At 70.9% G+C, this 16,191-nt stretch carries 10 protein-coding genes; 7 read left to right on the forward strand and 3 right to left on the reverse strand.

The window, feature by feature from the left end:
* Positions 1-229: 229 nt before the first annotated feature.
* Positions 230-886 carry an MBL fold metallo-hydrolase gene (locus tag ACN6LD_RS16490; RefSeq protein ID WP_319191210.1) on the reverse strand — a complete coding sequence of 219 codons (657 nt, stop codon included), beginning with the start codon at positions 884-886 and terminating at the stop codon, positions 230-232.
* A gap of 9 nt (positions 887-895) precedes the next feature.
* Complete coding sequence (locus ACN6LD_RS16495; RefSeq protein WP_445043540.1) at positions 896-1,582, reverse strand: maleylpyruvate isomerase family mycothiol-dependent enzyme; 687 nt, start codon at positions 1,580-1,582, stop codon at positions 896-898.
* A 234-nt stretch (positions 1,583-1,816) separates the two neighbouring features.
* On the opposite strand from ACN6LD_RS16495, the gene uvrA reads away from it, so the two are divergent.
* The gene (gene uvrA, locus ACN6LD_RS16500; protein ID WP_319191213.1) at positions 1,817-4,855 is read left to right on the forward strand and encodes an excinuclease ABC subunit UvrA; all 3,039 of its coding nucleotides are present in this window, start codon (positions 1,817-1,819) and stop codon (positions 4,853-4,855) included.
* A 209-nt stretch (positions 4,856-5,064) separates the two neighbouring features.
* On the opposite strand, the gene ACN6LD_RS16505 is transcribed toward uvrA, so the two are convergent.
* Positions 5,065-6,033 carry a hypothetical protein gene (locus ACN6LD_RS16505; protein ID WP_319191216.1) on the reverse strand — a complete coding sequence of 323 codons (969 nt, stop codon included), beginning with the start codon at positions 6,031-6,033 and terminating at the stop codon, positions 5,065-5,067.
* A gap of 462 nt (positions 6,034-6,495) precedes the next feature.
* Here ACN6LD_RS16505 and uvrC point away from each other — a divergent pair, with 462 nt between their 5' ends.
* The 6 genes from uvrC (at position 6,496) to gap (ending at position 16,137) form a co-directional block, all read left to right on the forward strand.
* The gene (gene uvrC / locus ACN6LD_RS16510; protein ID WP_445043541.1) at positions 6,496-8,688 is read left to right on the forward strand and encodes an excinuclease ABC subunit UvrC; all 2,193 of its coding nucleotides are present in this window, start codon (positions 6,496-6,498) and stop codon (positions 8,686-8,688) included.
* On the forward strand, positions 8,685-9,752 hold the full coding sequence (rapZ, locus tag ACN6LD_RS16515; RefSeq protein ID WP_445043542.1) for an RNase adapter RapZ: 1,068 nt from the start codon (positions 8,685-8,687) through the stop codon (positions 9,750-9,752). The genes uvrC and rapZ overlap by 4 nt, the downstream gene beginning before the upstream one ends.
* Positions 9,749-10,816 (forward strand): gluconeogenesis factor YvcK family protein, encoded by a 1,068-nt coding sequence (locus ACN6LD_RS16520; RefSeq protein ID WP_319195553.1) that lies wholly within the window; start codon positions 9,749-9,751, stop codon positions 10,814-10,816. The genes rapZ and ACN6LD_RS16520 overlap by 4 nt, the downstream gene beginning before the upstream one ends.
* Positions 10,807-11,796, forward strand: coding sequence for a DNA-binding protein WhiA (whiA, locus tag ACN6LD_RS16525; RefSeq protein ID WP_319195554.1), 990 nt, complete (start codon positions 10,807-10,809; stop codon positions 11,794-11,796). Before ACN6LD_RS16520 ends, whiA begins: the two co-directional genes overlap by 10 nt.
* Before the next feature lie 145 nt (positions 11,797-11,941).
* On the forward strand, positions 11,942-14,896 hold the full coding sequence (locus tag ACN6LD_RS16530) for a M14 family metallopeptidase (protein ID WP_319195556.1): 2,955 nt from the start codon (positions 11,942-11,944) through the stop codon (positions 14,894-14,896).
* A 230-nt stretch (positions 14,897-15,126) separates the two neighbouring features.
* The gene (gap, locus tag ACN6LD_RS16535; protein WP_107444593.1) at positions 15,127-16,137 is read left to right on the forward strand and encodes a type I glyceraldehyde-3-phosphate dehydrogenase; all 1,011 of its coding nucleotides are present in this window, start codon (positions 15,127-15,129) and stop codon (positions 16,135-16,137) included.
* The last annotated feature ends 54 nt before the right edge of the window (positions 16,138-16,191 follow it).

Here is a 16,191-nt window from a genome sequence, read left to right on the forward strand (position 1 = left end):
CGGGCGGGCGGCGCCCCCGCGACTCGGTGCGGGGGTTCGCCCGGGCCGCCGGTCGAGGGCGGGGAACGTGGACCGGCGGCCCATCCGCGCCGGAGCCGTCATCCCGCGCGGGGCTGCAACCAGTTGACCGCGCAACCACGTACAGGGGGAGCGCGCGTGAAGCGTCGGCGCGTGCACGCGATTCACACGGGGCGCGCGTTCATCGGGCGCGCGCCCCGTGCGGGTGGGGTCACCACCCGCGCGCGTGCCACTCCGGAAGATGCGGCCGCTCGGCGCCGAGCGTCGTGTCGTCGCCGTGTCCCGGATAGACCCAGGTCTCGTCCGGCAGCACGTCGAAGATCTTCGTCTCGACGTCGTGGATCAGGCGGGCGAAGGCCTCCGGGTCCTTGCGGGTGTTGCCCACTCCGCCGGGGAACAGGCAGTCGCCGGTGAAGACGTGGGGGTGGCCGTGCGGATCGTCGTAGACCAGGGCGATCGAGCCCGGCGTGTGCCCGACCAGATGGCGCGCCGTCAGCTCCACGTTCCCCACCCGGATGACGTCCCCGTCGAGGACCGGGACGTCGGTCGGCACCGGGATGCCGTCGGCGTCCTCGCGGCCGGCGAAGGTGCGCGCCCGCGTGGCCGCCACGACCTCGGCGAGCGCCTGCCAGTGGTCGCCGTGCTGATGGGTGGTGACGACGGACGCGATGCCGTCGTCACCGATGGTGCCGAGCAGTGCCTGCGCGTCGTTCGCCGCGTCGATCAGCAGTTGCTCGTCGGTGGCCCGGCAGCGCAGCAGATAGGCGTTGTTGTTCATCGGGCCGACCGCGATCTTGGTGATCATCAGGTCCTTGAGCTCGTGCACGTCCGCCGGGCCGCCGACCGTCACCTGTCCGCTGTACGTCATGGCGGCAGCCTATAGCGGAGGAAGGGCCGGAAGCGGCCCGCCGTCGGCCGTCAGCCCGGTGCCGTCACGCCGTCCGGCGAGCCAGCCGAGGAGGTCCGCCGGGGCGCCGGTGACGGTCACCTCGGGCTCGTCGGCCTTGCGGCCGGTGCGCCACGCGCGCGTGCCGTCCGTGAGGCGGGTCGGCGGCACGTCGGGATGCCCGGTGAACCGCTCGGCCAGGAACTCGGTCTCCCGCTCGGTGAACTCCGCCGGCAGGTCCTCGAGCTCATAGCCGATGCCGAGGTCCACGGCATGCAGCTCGACCTCCGCCCACCGCCGGAACGGCACGCGGGCCGCCGCGTCGACGACGCCGTTGCGCAGCTCCACCGTGCGCGACCAGTCGCCGGGCGCGGCTGCGGCCGCCTGGAAACGGGCCGCGCTCTCCCGGAGGTCGGCGAGCTGGTCCCGCAGGGAGCGCGGGGCGTCCCTTTCGATGTCGGCGTCGCGCACCTGCGCGTCGGCGTACATGGGGCGGCCCTCGAGGACGTTCACCAGGGCGTCCGCGTTGCGGGCGAGGTGGGCGAGGACATGTCCACGGCTCCAGCCGGGCAGCCGCGACGGCTCGGAGACCGATGCGTCGTCCCGTCCGGCGACTGCGCTGAGCAGCCGCTCGGTCGCGGCGTGTACGGACTCCAGGTCATGAGCGTGATCAATCATGCTGCTGACCCTAGCCTCGCCACTCGTTCGGGTGAAGGCGGCCGGCCGGGCCCGCTAATCGAATGCACGTGCTATAAGGTCGGTGGCGGCGTCAGGCATGCTGGAAGGCCGGGGATTGTTGTGAACCGGTGAACCCCGGCTGAATCCCGACCGGCGTTGTCAGTGGCTCCCCCTAGTCTGAGGAAGACGGGGGCCCCGCCCCTGTCACTTCTCTCAAGAAAGGTGCGGACCGGCGTGGCCGACCGTCTCATCGTCCGTGGCGCGCGCGAGCACAACCTCAAGAATGTCTCGCTCGACCTGCCACGCGACGCGCTCATCGTCTTCACGGGCCTGTCGGGGTCGGGCAAGTCCTCGCTGGCCTTCGACACCATCTTCGCCGAGGGCCAGCGGCGCTACGTCGAGTCGCTCTCGTCGTACGCCCGGCAGTTCCTCGGGCAGATGGACAAGCCGGACGTCGACTTCATCGAGGGCCTCTCCCCGGCCGTCTCGATCGACCAGAAGTCGACCTCGCGCAACCCGCGCTCCACGGTGGGCACGATCACCGAGGTCTACGACTACCTGCGGCTGCTCTTCGCGCGCATCGGCAAGCCGCACTGTCCCGAGTGCGCCCGGCCGATCACCCGCCAGTCGCCGCAGGCCATCGTCGACAAGGTGCTGGAGCTGCCGGAGGGCAGCCGCTTCCAGGTGCTCTCGCCGCTGGTGCGCGAGCGCAAGGGAGAGTTCGTCGACCTCTTCGCCGATCTCCAGACCAAGGGCTACAGCCGTGCGCGGGTGGACGGCGAGACGGTCCAGCTGTCCAGCCCGCCCACGCTGAAGAAGCAGGAGAAGCACACCATCGAGGTGGTCATCGACCGCCTCACGGTGAAGGACACCGCCAAGCGCCGGCTCACCGACTCCGTGGAGACCGCACTCGGTCTCTCCGGCGGGATGGTCGTGCTCGACTTCGTCGACCTCGCCGCTGACGACCCCGAGCGCGAGCGCATGTACTCGGAGCACCTGTACTGCCCGTACGACGACCTGTCCTTCGAGGAGCTCGAGCCGCGCTCCTTCTCCTTCAACTCGCCCTTCGGCGCCTGTCCCGAGTGCTCCGGCATCGGCACGCGCATGGAGGTCGACCCCGAGCTGATCGTCCCGGACGAGGACAAGTCCCTCGACGAGGGCGCCATCCACCCCTGGTCGCACGGCCACACGAAGGACTACTTCGGCCGTCTGATCGGAGCCCTCGCCGACGCGCTCGGCTTCCGCACCGACATCCCCTTCGCGGGCCTGCCCCAGCGGGCCAGGAAGGCCCTGCTGTACGGCCACAAGACGCAGATCGAGGTCCGCTACCGCAACCGTTACGGCCGGGAGCGGGTGTACACCACGCCCTTCGAAGGGGCCGTCCCGTTCGTCAAGCGCCGGCACGGCGAGGCCGAGAGCGACGCCAGCCGTGAGCGCTTCGAGGGCTATATGCGCGAGGTGCCCTGCCCCACCTGCCAGGGCACCCGGCTGAAGCCGCTCGTCCTCGCGGTCACGGTCATGGAGAAGTCCATCGCCGAGGTCTCCGGGATGTCCATCAGCGACTGCGCCGAGTTCCTGGGCGAGCTGAAGCTCGACGCCCGTGACAAGAAGATCGCCGAGCGGGTCCTCAAGGAGGTCAACGAGCGGTTGCGGTTCCTGGTCGACGTCGGCCTGGACTACCTCTCGCTCAACCGCGCGGCCGGCACGCTCTCCGGCGGCGAGGCCCAGCGGATCCGGCTGGCCACCCAGATCGGCTCCGGCCTCGTCGGCGTCCTGTACGTCCTCGACGAGCCGTCCATCGGCCTGCACCAGCGTGACAACCACCGGCTGATCGAGACCCTGGTCCGGCTGCGGGACATGGGCAACACGCTCATCGTCGTCGAGCACGACGAGGACACCATCAAGGTCGCCGACTGGATCGTCGACATCGGCCCCGGCGCCGGCGAGCACGGCGGCAAGGTCGTGCACAGCGGCTCCCTGAAGGAGCTGCTGGCCAACGCCGAGTCGCAGACGGGGCAGTACCTGTCCGGCAAGAAGGCGATCCCGCTGCCGGACGTCCGCCGTCCGCAGGACCCCTCGCGCCGGCTCACCGTCCACGGCGCCCGCGAGAACAACCTGCAGGACATCGACGTGTCCTTCCCGCTGGGTCTGTTCACCGCGGTCACCGGCGTCTCAGGCTCGGGCAAGTCCACGCTGGTCAACGACATCCTGTACACGCACTTGGCCCGCGAGCTGAACGGCGCGAGGAACGTCCCGGGACGGCACACGCGTGTGGAGGGCGACGACCTCGTCGACAAGGTCGTGCACGTCGACCAGTCGCCCATCGGCCGCACCCCGCGCTCCAACCCGGCCACCTACACCGGCGTCTTCGACCACGTCCGCAAGCTCTTCGCGGAGACGACCGAGGCGAAGGTCCGCGGCTATCTGCCCGGCCGCTTCTCCTTCAACGTCAAGGGCGGCCGCTGCGAGAACTGCGCCGGCGACGGCACGATCAAGATCGAGATGAACTTCCTCCCGGACGTCTACGTCCCGTGTGAGGTCTGCCATGGCGCCCGGTACAACCGGGAGACCCTGGAGGTCCACTACAAGGGCAAGTCCATCGCCGACGTCCTGAACATGCCGATCGAGGAGGCGACGGAGTTCTTCGAGGCCGTCCCCGCGATCGCCCGCCACCTCAACACCCTGAAGGACGTCGGCCTCGGCTACGTCCGCCTCGGCCAGGCCGCGACCACCCTGTCGGGCGGCGAGGCGCAGCGTGTGAAGCTCGCCAGCGAACTGCAGAAGCGCTCCACCGGCCGCACGGTCTACGTCCTGGACGAGCCGACCACGGGCCTGCACTTCGAGGACATCAGCAAGCTGCTGAAGGTCCTCTCGGGCCTGGTCGAGAAGGGCAACACGGTCATCGTCATCGAGCACAACCTCGATGTGATCAAGACCGCCGACTGGGTCGTCGACATGGGCCCCGAGGGCGGCGCGGGCGGCGGACTCGTCATCGCCGAGGGCACGCCGGAGGAGGTCGCCGCGGTGCCGACCAGCCACACCGGGAAGTTCCTGCGCGAGATCCTCGACGCCGACCGGATCAGCGACGGGGCCCCGGTCAAGGCCCCGCGCAAGACCGCGGCGAAGAAGACGGTCGCGGCCCGGGCGACGACGCGGAAGACGGCCGCCACCGCCACGGCCGCCGCGAAGACCGCGGCGAAGTCCGCTGCCGCCAAGTCGGCCACGCCGAAGGCGACACCCGCGAAGAAGACGACGCGGGCCCGCAAGGCCTGACGCGGGCACGCGCGCGTGGGCCCGGCCCTGCCGCGCGCAACGGCGCAAGCACGGCGCCCCGCGGGAACTCCCGCGGGCCGCCGTCGCCTCTCCCGGCATGAGCGCCCGGCAGCGCGGCCGGGGAAGATCGGACCCGGCCGTCGCCATGGTGTCCAGGACGCCGGCGCGCTCACCCGCTCACCAGGCGCGCCGAGACGGCGCGCAGCCGTTCAGTTCCAGTCCCAGCCGATGCCCACCATCCCCGAGCGCACCCGCGGCTCCACCAGGTGCACCGAGCGGTGCCGGCCGCTGAGCGGCAGTTCCTGGCGGCCGCCGCGCGGGGCCGCCGCCGAGTGCTGGGTGAAGCGGTGGCAGCGCACGGGAAGCGCCTGCTCGGAGAAGCGGACCTGCAGGGCGTACTGGCCGCCGGCCGCCCCGAAGCCCCGCACGTACTCGCGGCAGACGCCGGCCGTGCCGTCCTCGACGCCGTAGCGGAAAAGGAAGGTCTCGCCGGTCCGCAGCCGGGTGTCGAACAGGAACTCCGCCACGAGCACGCCGGTGTCGTGATGGCGGCGGATGCGGCCGGCCCGGCAGTTCTCCAGGGCGTGCACGGTCATCCGCTCCGGCGCGCAGCCGGGGTCGCCGTGGTGGACGGCGACGAAACGGTCGACGCCGTCGCGATGGGCGCGCACGATGTGCTGCGACTCCCGGCCGGAAAGCTCCCGGCGCGCCCCGATGCGCACCCGCTCGTGATGGCCGAGCGTGTGCAGCCCCCCGTCCACGGAGCACTCCAGTTCGGCGAGCAGCTGTTCGAGAGCCCCGGAGGCCTGCAGCAGCGAACGGTAGGAGCGACCCTCGGACGCCCTCGCCGACGTGCCCCCGAGTCCGTCGTCGGACTCCGCCAGCAGCCGGATGAGGGACTCGTCCGGCAGATGCAGGATCTCCTCCAGCGCCCGCACGGCGCGCAGCGACTCGGGGCGCTGCGGCCGCCGGGCGCCCTGCTGCCAGTAGCTCAGGCTCGTCACGCCCACCCTGACCCCGTACCGCGACAGATGATGCTGGACGCGCTGCAGCGGCAGTCCGCGGGCGGCGATCGCGGCCCGCAGCGCCACATGGAAGGGGCCGCCCTGCAGAGCCGTGTCCAGTTCCACGGCGGGGGCCTGGCCGGCGGTGTCCGCGTGCTGTGGGGCGTGCGGCATGCAAGGGGCCTTTCTGTGAATGCTCACGACGGCTGGTCGGACCGTTCGTGCGAGTAGCCGGTGCCTTGCCGGCCACGCGGAGCGTCTTCACATCCGTAAGGCGGCGTTCAGGGCCCCGAGTTCCTCCGCATTGAAGCGTGTTGACCAAGTCCCGACAACACCTGATGCCCGAGTGGCATGTGCGTATGGCCGAGTCGATGCCCTCGGCCCCACCCCCACCCCTTGCCGCGCCCCACTCCTTGCCCCACCCCCACTCCTTGCCGCGCTCCCACGCCTGCCGCGCCCCGACGCCTGCCGCGCTCCCACGCCCCGACGCCTGCCGCGCCTCGCCCCTCCCGTCCCGTTCCCTCCCGTCCCAGCCCTCCCTGCCCGTGCCCATGTCCGTGCGGGGCGCGGGAGTCCGCCCCGACCGTTGTCCACAGCCCCACCGGAGTGTCACCCCGCGCCAGTAGGGTGTGAGACATGGCCGATCCCTCCAGCTACCGCCCCAAGCCGGGACAGATCCCGGACTCTCCCGGGGTGTACCGGTTCCGCGACGAGCACCGCCGGGTGATCTACGTCGGAAAGGCGAAGAGCCTGCGCCAGCGCCTGGCGAACTACTTCCAGGATCTGGCGGGCCTGCACCCCCGCACCCGCTCGATGGTCACCACGGCCGCGTCGGTGGAGTGGACGGTGGTGTCCACGGAGGTCGAGGCGCTGCAGCTGGAGTACTCCTGGATCAAGGAGTACGACCCCCGGTTCAACGTCAAGTACCGCGACGACAAGAGCTACCCGTATCTCGCGGTCACCATGAACGAGGAGTACCCGCGCGTGCAGGTGATGCGCGGCCACAAGAAGAAGGGCGTCAGGTACTTCGGGCCGTACGCGCACGCGTGGGCGATCCGGGACACGGTCGACCTGCTGCTGCGCGTCTTCCCCGTGCGCACCTGCTCCGCCGGCGTGTTCAAGAACGCGTCGCGCACGGGCCGGCCGTGCCTGCTCGGCTACATCGGCAAGTGCTCCGCGCCCTGTGTGGACCGCATCGACGCCGACGACCACCGCGAACTGGCCGACGAGTTCTGCGACTTCATGACCGGCCGTACCGGCACCTACCTCCGCCGTCTGGAGAAGCAGATGGCGGAGGCGGCCGAGGAGATGGAGTACGAGCGGGCCGCCCGCCTGCGCGACGACATCGAGGCCCTGAGGAAGGCCATGGAGAAGAACGCGGTCGTGCTGGCGGACGCGACCGACGCCGACCTGATCGCCGTCGCCGAGGACGAGCTGGAGGCGGCCGTCCAGATCTTCCACGTCCGCGGCGGGCGCGTGCGCGGTCAGCGCGGCTGGGTGACCGACAAGGTCGAGGACGTCACGACCGGCGCCCTCGTCGAGCACGCCCTCCAGCAGCTGTACGGCGAGGAGCGCGGCGACTCCGTCCCCAAGGAGGTCCTGGTCCCCGCGCTGCCCGAGCCCGTGGAACCCGTCCAGGAGTGGCTCACCGGGCGCCGCGGGTCGATCGTGTCACTGCGCATCCCGCAGCGGGGCGACAAGAAGGCCCTGATGGAGACCGTCGAGCGCAACGCGCAGCAGGCGCTCGTGCTGCACAAGACCAGGCGCGCCTCCGACCTGACCACGCGCTCGCGTGCTCTGGAGGAGATCGCCGAGGCGCTCGACCTGGACAGCGCCCCGCTGCGGATCGAGTGCTACGACATCTCCCACCTCCAGGGCGACGACGTGGTGGCCTCCATGGTCGTCTTCGAGGACGGCCTGCAGCGCAAGAGCGAGTACCGCCGCTTCCAGATCAAGGGCTTCGAGGGCCAGGACGACGTCCGCTCCATGCACGAGGTGATCACCCGCCGCTTCCGGCGCTACCTCGGCGAGAAGGAGCGGACGGGCGAGTGGACCGACGACGAGAGCACTGTCGTCACCGCCACAGGGACGCCGCCCGTCGACGGCACAGGCACGCCCAACGCCGACGCCGCGGACGGCATCCCTGCCCACGCCACCGGAAGCACCCCTGCCCACGGCGCGGGAGAGCTCCTCACGGATGCCGCCGAAGCGCCCCTGACCAGCAGCCTCAAGGACGAGGACGGTCGTCCGAGGCGCTTCGCCTACCCGCCCCAGCTCGTCGTCGTCGACGGCGGACAGCCGCAGGTGGCGGCGGCCAGGCGGGCGCTGGACGAACTGGGCATCGACGACATCGCCGTCTGCGGCCTCGCCAAGCGCCTGGAGGAGGTCTGGCTGCCGGGGGACGACGACCCGGTCGTCCTGCCCCGCAGCAGCGAGGGCCTCTACCTGCTCCAGCGTGTCCGCGACGAGGCGCACCGCTTCGCGATCACCTACCAGCGGGCCAAGCGCGCCAAGCGCTTCCGCTCCGGCCCGCTCGACGAGGTGCCCGGTCTCGGAGAGACCCGCAAGCAGGCGCTGATCAAGCACTTCGGATCGGTGAAGAAGCTGCGGGCCGCGACGGTCCAGGAGATCTGCGAGGTCCCGGGGATAGGCCGCAAGACGGCCGAGACCATCGCCGCGGCCCTCGTCCGGGCGGCGCCGCCCGCCCCCGCCGTGAACACGGCCACCGGAGAGATCATTGAGGAAGAGGAACCCGGCGCCACGCCGGATTCCCCCGGAGACCCCGTCACCGCGGGCGCCCCGGAAGAACGACGGGGGCAGGAGACATGACCGAGCACGACGCAGACCCCACGGACCGGCGGGAACAGCCGCCCACTACTGTGCCGACAGCCGCGTCCCAGCAGGGACACGGGGATCCCGCCGAGGATCCCGCCCAGCACCCCGCGGTCCCCGACAGCCCGCAGCAAGAAGCACGCCATGAAGACGGAGCACAGGTGACTACCGACGTCTCGCCGCCCGGGATCCCCGAGGCGGCCATCCCCGAGCTGGTGATCATCTCCGGCATGTCCGGGGCCGGCCGTTCGACCGCGGCCAAGTGTCTGGAGGACCTCGGCTGGTTCGTCGTCGACAACCTGCCGCCCGCCCTGATCCCGACCATGGTGGAGCTGGGCGCCCGTTCCCAGGGCAACGTGGCGCGGATCGCGGTCGTCGTCGACGTCCGCGGCCGGCGCTTCTTCGACAACCTCCGCGAGTCGCTCGCCGACCTCGAGACGAAGGGCGTCACCCGGAGGATCGTCTTCCTGGAGTCCTCCGACGACGCCCTGGTGCGCCGCTTCGAGGGGGTGCGGCGCCCGCACCCGCTGCAGGGGGACGGCCGCATCGTCGACGGCATCGCCGCCGAGCGTGAGCTGCTGCGCGAGCTGCGCGGCGACGCCGACCTGGTCATCGACACCTCCAGCCTCAACGTGCACGAACTGCGCGCCAAGATGGACGCCCAGTTCGCCGGCGAGGAGGAGCCGGAGCTGCGGGCCACCGTCATGTCCTTCGGCTTCAAGTACGGCCTGCCGGTCGACGCCGATCTGGTCGTGGACATGCGCTTCCTGCCGAACCCGCACTGGGTTCCGGAGCTGCGCCCCTACACCGGGCTCAACGAGGAGGTCTCGACGTACGTCCTCAACCAGCCCGGCGCCAAGGAGTTCCTGGACCGGTACGCGGAGCTCCTCCAGCTGGTCGCCACGGGCTACCGCCGGGAGGGCAAGCGCTATGTGACCATCGCGGTCGGCTGCACGGGCGGCAAGCACCGCTCGGTGGCCATGTCGGAGAAGCTCGCCGCGCGCCTCGCGGCCGAGGGCGTGGAGACGGTGGTCGTACACCGGGACATGGGACGGGAATGACGGGACGTTCTCCACGGCTCGGCCGGTTGCGCAGGGTCGCCCCGGAGGGGCGCACGGGCCGGCCTGCCGAGGCCCGCGGCGGCAAACCGCGCCGCCGCGGCGCTCAGCCCAAGGTGGTCGCCCTCGGCGGCGGCATGGGCCTGTCCGCGTCGCTCACCGCGCTGCGGCGCATCACCGGCGACCTCACCGGCGTGGTCACGGTGGCCGACGACGGCGGCTCCAGCGGCCGTCTGCGCGAGGAACTGGGCGTTCTGCCGCCCGGCGACCTGCGCAAGGCGCTCGCCGCGCTGTGCGGCGACGACGAATGGGGCCAGACCTGGGCCCGGGTCATCCAGCACCGCTTCCAGTCGCAGGGCGAGATCAACGGCCATGCGGTGGGCAACCTGCTGATCGTCGCCCTGTGGGAGCAGCTCGGCGACCACGTCCAGGCCCTGGACCTGGTCGGCCGGCTGCTGGGCGCACAGGGGCGCGTGCTGCCGATGTCCGCCGTGCCGCTGGAACTCCAGGCGCTGGTGAAGGGGCACGATCCCGAGCGGCCCGACGACGTCGACACGGTCCGCGGGCAGGCGACCGTGGCGCTGACGCCGGGCGAGGTGCAGTCCGTGCACCTGGTGCCGCACGACCCGCCGGCCGTCCCGGAGGCCGTCGAAGCGGTCCTGGACGCCGACTGGGTGGTGCTGGGGCCGGGCTCCTGGTTCTCCTCGGTCATGCCGCATCTGCTGGTGCCCGAACTGCTCGACGCGCTCATGGAGACGAAGGCGCGCCGGGTGCTCTCCTTGAACCTCGCTCCGCAACCCGGTGAAACCGACGGCTTCTCCCCGCAGCGTCATTTGGAGGTTTTGGGACGACACGCCCCTAAACTCGCCCTGGACGTGGTGCTGGCCGACGAGGCAGCCGTGCCCGACCGCGACTCGCTGGCCGACGCCGCCAAGAGGTTCGGAGCCGCGGTCGAGCTGGCGCCGGTGGCCCGGCCCGACGGAACCCCGAGGCACGACCCGGAGCTGTTGGCCGCCGCGTACGACCGTATTTTTCGGATGCATGGAAGGATCGGCCCATGGCGATGACGGCAGCGGTGAAGGATGAGATCTCCCGGCTCCCCGTCACCCGGACCTGCTGCAGAAAGGCGGAGGTCTCCGCCCTTCTGCGGTTCGCCGGCGGCCTGCACCTGGTGAGCGGGCGCATCGTGATCGAGGCGGAGCTGGACACGGCGATGGCGGCCCGTCGGCTCAAGCGGGACATCCTGGAGATCTTCGGGCACGGCTCGGAGCTGATCGTGATGGCCCCCGGCGGTCTGCGCCGCGGTTCGCGCTATGTCGTGCGGGTGGTCGCGGGCGGTGACCAGCTCGCCCGGCAGACGGGGCTCGTGGACGGCCGCGGGCGCCCCATCCGGGGTCTGCCCCCGCAGGTGGTCTCCGGCGCGACCTGCGACGCCGAGGCGGCCTGGCGCGGCGCCTTCCTGGCGCACGGCTCGCTCACCGAGCCCGGCCGTTCGTCCTCCCTTGAGGTGACCTGCCCGGGCCCCGAGGCCGCGCTCGCGCTGGTCGGAGCGGCCCGCCGGCTCTCCATCGCGGCGAAGGCCCGCGAGGTGCGCGGGGTCGACCGGGTCGTGGTCCGCGACGGCGACGCGATCGGCGCCCTGCTCACCCGGCTGGGCGCGCACGAGTCGGTGCTGGCCTGGGAGGAGCGGCGGATGCGCCGCGAGGTGCGGGCCACGGCGAACCGGCTCGCCAACTTCGACGACGCCAACCTGCGCCGCTCGGCCCGCGCCGCGGTCGCCGCCGGGGCCCGCGTCCAGCGCGCCCTGGAGATCCTCGGCGACGAGGTGCCCGAGCACCTCGCTGCAGCCGGCCGGCTGCGCATGGACCACAAGCAGGCCTCCCTGGAGGAGCTGGGCGCGCTGGCCGACCCGCCGCTGACGAAGGACGCGGTCGCCGGGCGGATCCGCCGGCTGCTGGCGATGGCCGACAAGCGGGCCTCGGACCTCGGCATCCCGGGCACGGAGTGCAACCTCAGCGAGGAGCTCGCCGACAACCTGGTGGGCTGATCGTCCGTCAGCATGCCGGTGAAGACGTCCGATCGGGCGACTCCACCGGCATGCTGACGGGCTGTGAGGCGCTCTTGACTGGATCATGAACTGTCATGAGCCTGGCAGAGTTCGCTGCTGTGGCGAACTCACGCTAGGGGGGTTCATGAGACCTAGAGCGAGATCGATCCTCGCTGTCGGCGCACTCCTGCTCGGCGGAGCGGCATTCGCGCCCATCGCCCAGGCGCAGCCCGCACCTTCACCGAAGCCCGATCCGGCCGAGGTCAAGGTGTTCCGGGCCGAGGTCACCGGACAGCAGGTACCCCTGCTGCTGGCGGCCGGACAGGACGGTCACGAACTCAGTGAGCAGGTGCCCGCGAAGGGCACTGCCACCGTCGAGGTCTACCTGACGGACGAACAGGCGAAGAAACTCGGCAAGCAGGGTGTCCGGCTCGCCGAGCACTCGTTGTCGGCCGCCTCCGAGAACCGCGTGGAGGCCGCCGCCGAAGGCGTGTTCCGCCCGTACAGCGGAAGCGGCGGCCTGCGGGAGGAGATCCTGCGCACCGGCCGGCAGAACCCGGGCCTCACCAAGGTCGTCTCCCTCGGCAAGACCGTGAACGGCCAGGACATCCTCGCGGTCAAACTGACCAGGGACGCGAAGAAGTCCGCCGACGGCTCCAAGCCCTCGGTGCTGTACATGTCCAACCAGCACGCGCGCGAGTGGATCACCCCCGAGATGACCCGGCGGCTGATGCACTACTACCTGGACAACTACCGGACCGACAAGCGCGTCAAGAAGATCGTCGACTCCAACGAGCTGTGGTTCGTCCTGTCGGCCAACCCCGACGGCTACGACTACACCTTCAAGAGCGCCGACAACCGCATGTGGCGCAAGAACCTGCGGGACGTCAACGGCGACGGCGCGATCTCCACCGGCGACGGCGTCGACCTCAACCGCAACTTCGCCTACAAGTGGGGCTACGACAACGAGGGTTCGTCACCTAACCCCACCAGTGAGACCTACCGCGGAGCGAAGCCCGCCTCCGAGCCCGAGACCAGGGCGCTCGACGCCTTCGAGAAGCGCATCGGCTTCACCTACGGCATCAACTACCACTCCGCCGCCGAACTCCTCCTCTACGGGGTCGGCTGGCAGGTCGCCACCGACACCCCGGACGACGTCGCCTACGAGGCGCTCGCCGGCACGCCCGAGAAGTCGGCCGTCCCGGGCTACCACCCGCAGGTCTCCTCGGAGCTGTACACGACCAACGGGGAGGCGGACGGCCACGCCTCGAACGTCAACGGCATGGCCATGTTCACCCCCGAGATGTCGACCTGTCAGACCGCTTCGAACGTCGACCCCGACGACCAGTGGAAGAGCGGGGACTGCCAGTCGGTCTTCAACTTCCCGGACGACGAGAAGCTGATCCAGGCCGAGTTCGCCAAGAACGTCCCGTTCGCGCTCTCGGTCGCCGAGTCCGCCGCGCGCCCCGACCGCCCGAAGTCCTCGGTCGGTCTGACCGCCGCCGACTTCACCCCGGCGCCGTTCACCACGTCGTACGCGCGCGGCGCCGACCAGCAGGTCTCCGTCGTCGTGCGCAAGGCGGTCCGCGACAAGGAGCTCAAGTACCGCGTCAACGGCGGCCGTACCCGGGACCAGGCGCTCCGGCACTGGAAGGGCGGCGAGACCTACGGCGGGGAGGACAACCTCTACTTCGACGCGTACCGGGCCAGGGTGAAGGACGGCAGGCCGGGCGACAAGGTCGAGGTGTGGTTCACCGGGAAGGCCGAGAACGGCAAGAAGGTCTCCAGCGCGCACTTCACCTACACGGTCGCCGCGCGGCCCCAGGCCGACACGCTGGTGGTCGCCGAGGAGGGCGCGGCCGCCACGCAGGCGCAGACCTACGTGGACGCGCTGAAGGCCAACGGCCGCAAGGCGATCGTCTGGGACGTCGCCACCCAGGGGGCGCCCGACCCGCTCGGCGTGCTGAGCCACTTCCGCACGGTCGTCCACTACACGGGCGCGAGCGTCCCCGGCAACCCGACCCAGCTCGCGCTGCGCGCCTTCCTCAACGAGGGCGGCAAGCTGATCGAGGCGGGCGAGCTGGCCGGCGGCAGCGTCGCCCTCGCCGACGGCACCCCGTCGAACGACTTCAGCCAGTACTACCTGGGCGCCTACTCCCGCACCTCGACCCCCGGAGCCACCGGATTCACCGGCTCCGGCAGGCTCGGCGGACTGAGCGCCGCCCTCGGCCCGGCCACGGGCAACCCGCTCGACAAGGCCGGCACCTACGCGGTCACCTCGGACGAGCTGCCGGCGGCCGCCTTCCCGCAGTTCGCGAGCGCGGGCGCCGGCCAGTTCGCCGGCACGGTCAACCCCTACGGGCCCTACGCGGGCTCGTACATGGCCGCGGCCGTGCACACCGACGACGCCTACAAGCGGCTCACCCGCACCATCGACCTCAGCGGCGTCGGCGCGGCGAGCAAGCCGACGCTGCGCACCCAGCTGCTGTGGGACACCGAGCCTGGTTACGACAACGCGATCGTCGAGATCCACACCGTCGGCGGCGACGACTGGACCACGCTTCCCGAGGCGGGCGGCGCCACCCGCACCGCGGTGCCCGCCGAGTGCGGGGCCGGCTTCTACGTCGGTGAGCACCCGTGGCTCGAGCACTACCTCACCCTCGGCGCGAACGACTGCTCCGCGACCGGGTCCACCGGCGTCTGGAACGCCCTCACCGGCGCCTCCAGCGGCTGGCAGCAGGTGAACTTCGACCTGAGCGCGTACGCGGGCAAGAACGTCGAGGTCTCGATCGCGTACGTCACCGACCCGGGCAGCGGCGGCCGAGGCGTCCTCGCGGACGACGCCTCGCTGGTCGTCGGCGGCGGCGCCGTCGAGACCGAGGGCTTCGAGACGTCGCTCGGCGCCTGGAAGGCCGGCGGACCGCCCGCCGGCAGCCCGGCCGTCCTGAAGGACTGGGCGCGCACCGGCGTCCTGTTCCAGACGTACGGAGCGGTCACCACCGACGACACCGTGCTGCTCGGCTTCGGCCTGGAGCACGTCGCCGCGGCGGCCGACCGCAAGACGCTCATCGGAAAGGCCCTCTCCTCACTTGCGCGATGACACGCCCAAGTCAACAGCTCGTGACGGTTCGTAACCGGATCGAGTGATCGGGCCCGTACGGCCCGTGCGGTCCGTACCCCTACTGGCGGGTACGGACCGCCGTGCCGTGTATGGGCCGACTCGATGTCACTCCGGCGGCCCCGGAGAGGTAGGGTCGTGGGTGGTCGGGGACATCCCAAATACAGCTCGCCGGCACCTCGTGGCCGGCGTACCAACGAGGAGATCGGTTCGTGACGATCCGCGTAGGCATCAACGGCTTTGGCCGCATCGGTCGTAACTACTTCCGCGCGCTGCTGGAGCAGGGTGCTGACATCGAGATCGTGGCTGTCAACGACCTGGGTGACACCGCGACCACCGCTCACCTGCTCAAGTACGACACCATCCTGGGCCGTCTCAAGGCCGAGGTGTCGCACACGGCAGACACGATCACTGTGGACGGCCACACCATCAAGGTGCTGTCCGAGCGCAACCCCGCGGACATCCCGTGGGGCGACCTCGGCGTCGACATCGTGATCGAGTCGACCGGCATCTTCACCAAGAAGGCCGACGCCGAGAAGCACATCGCGGGCGGCGCCAAGAAGGTCCTCATCTCGGCTCCGGCCAAGGACGAGGACATCACGATCGTGATGGGCGTCAACCAGGACAAGTACGACCCGGCGAACCACCACGTCATCTCCAACGCCTCCTGCACCACCAACTGTGTGGCGCCGATGGCCAAGGTCCTCGACGAGAACTTCGGCATCGTCAAGGGTCTGATGACGACGGTCCACGCGTACACCAACGACCAGCGCATCCTGGACTTCCCGCACTCGGACCTGCGCCGCGCCCGCGCCGCCGCCGAGAACATCATCCCGACCACGACGGGCGCCGCCAAGGCAACCGCCCTGGTCCTGCCGCAGCTCAAGGGCAAGCTCGACGGCATCGCGATGCGCGTCCCGGTCCCGACCGGCTCGGCCACCGACCTGGTCGTGACCCTCCAGCGCGAGGTCACCAAGGACGAGGTCAACGCCGCGTTCAAGAAGGCCTCCGAGGACGGCGACCTCAAGGGCTACCTGGCCTACACCGAGGACCCGATCGTCTCGTCGGACATCGTCAGCGACCCGGCCTCCTGCACCTTCGACTCCTCCCTGACCATGGTCCAGGAGGGCAACTCGGTGAAGATCCTCGGCTGGTACGACAACGAGTGGGGCTACTCCAACCGCCTCGTGGACCTGACGGTCTTCGTCGGCGGCCGGCTCTGATCGACAGAGCGAGCACGTTGATGTGAGAGCAGGGCCCGGGCGGCGCAAGGACGA

Source organism: Streptomyces sp. SAS_272 (genome assembly GCF_052543235.1).

Excerpts from the sequence above, each read along its gene's own strand:
- ACN6LD_RS16490 (WP_319191210.1), bottom strand. The coding sequence starts at position 886 with ATGACGTACAGCGGACAGGTGACGGTCGGCGGCCCGGCGGACGTGCAC.
- ACN6LD_RS16495 (WP_445043540.1), bottom strand. The coding sequence starts at position 1,582 with ATGATTGATCACGCTCATGACCTGGAGTCCGTACACGCCGCGACCGAG.
- ACN6LD_RS16505 (WP_319191216.1), bottom strand. The coding sequence starts at position 6,033 with ATGCCGCACGCCCCACAGCACGCGGACACCGCCGGCCAGGCCCCCGCC.
- uvrC (WP_445043541.1), top strand. The coding sequence starts at position 6,496 with ATGGCCGATCCCTCCAGCTACCGCCCCAAGCCGGGACAGATCCCGGAC.
- rapZ (WP_445043542.1), top strand. The coding sequence starts at position 8,685 with ATGACCGAGCACGACGCAGACCCCACGGACCGGCGGGAACAGCCGCCC.
- ACN6LD_RS16520 (WP_319195553.1), top strand. The coding sequence starts at position 9,749 with ATGACGGGACGTTCTCCACGGCTCGGCCGGTTGCGCAGGGTCGCCCCG.
- whiA (WP_319195554.1), top strand. The coding sequence starts at position 10,807 with ATGGCGATGACGGCAGCGGTGAAGGATGAGATCTCCCGGCTCCCCGTC.
- ACN6LD_RS16530 (WP_319195556.1), top strand. The coding sequence starts at position 11,942 with ATGAGACCTAGAGCGAGATCGATCCTCGCTGTCGGCGCACTCCTGCTC.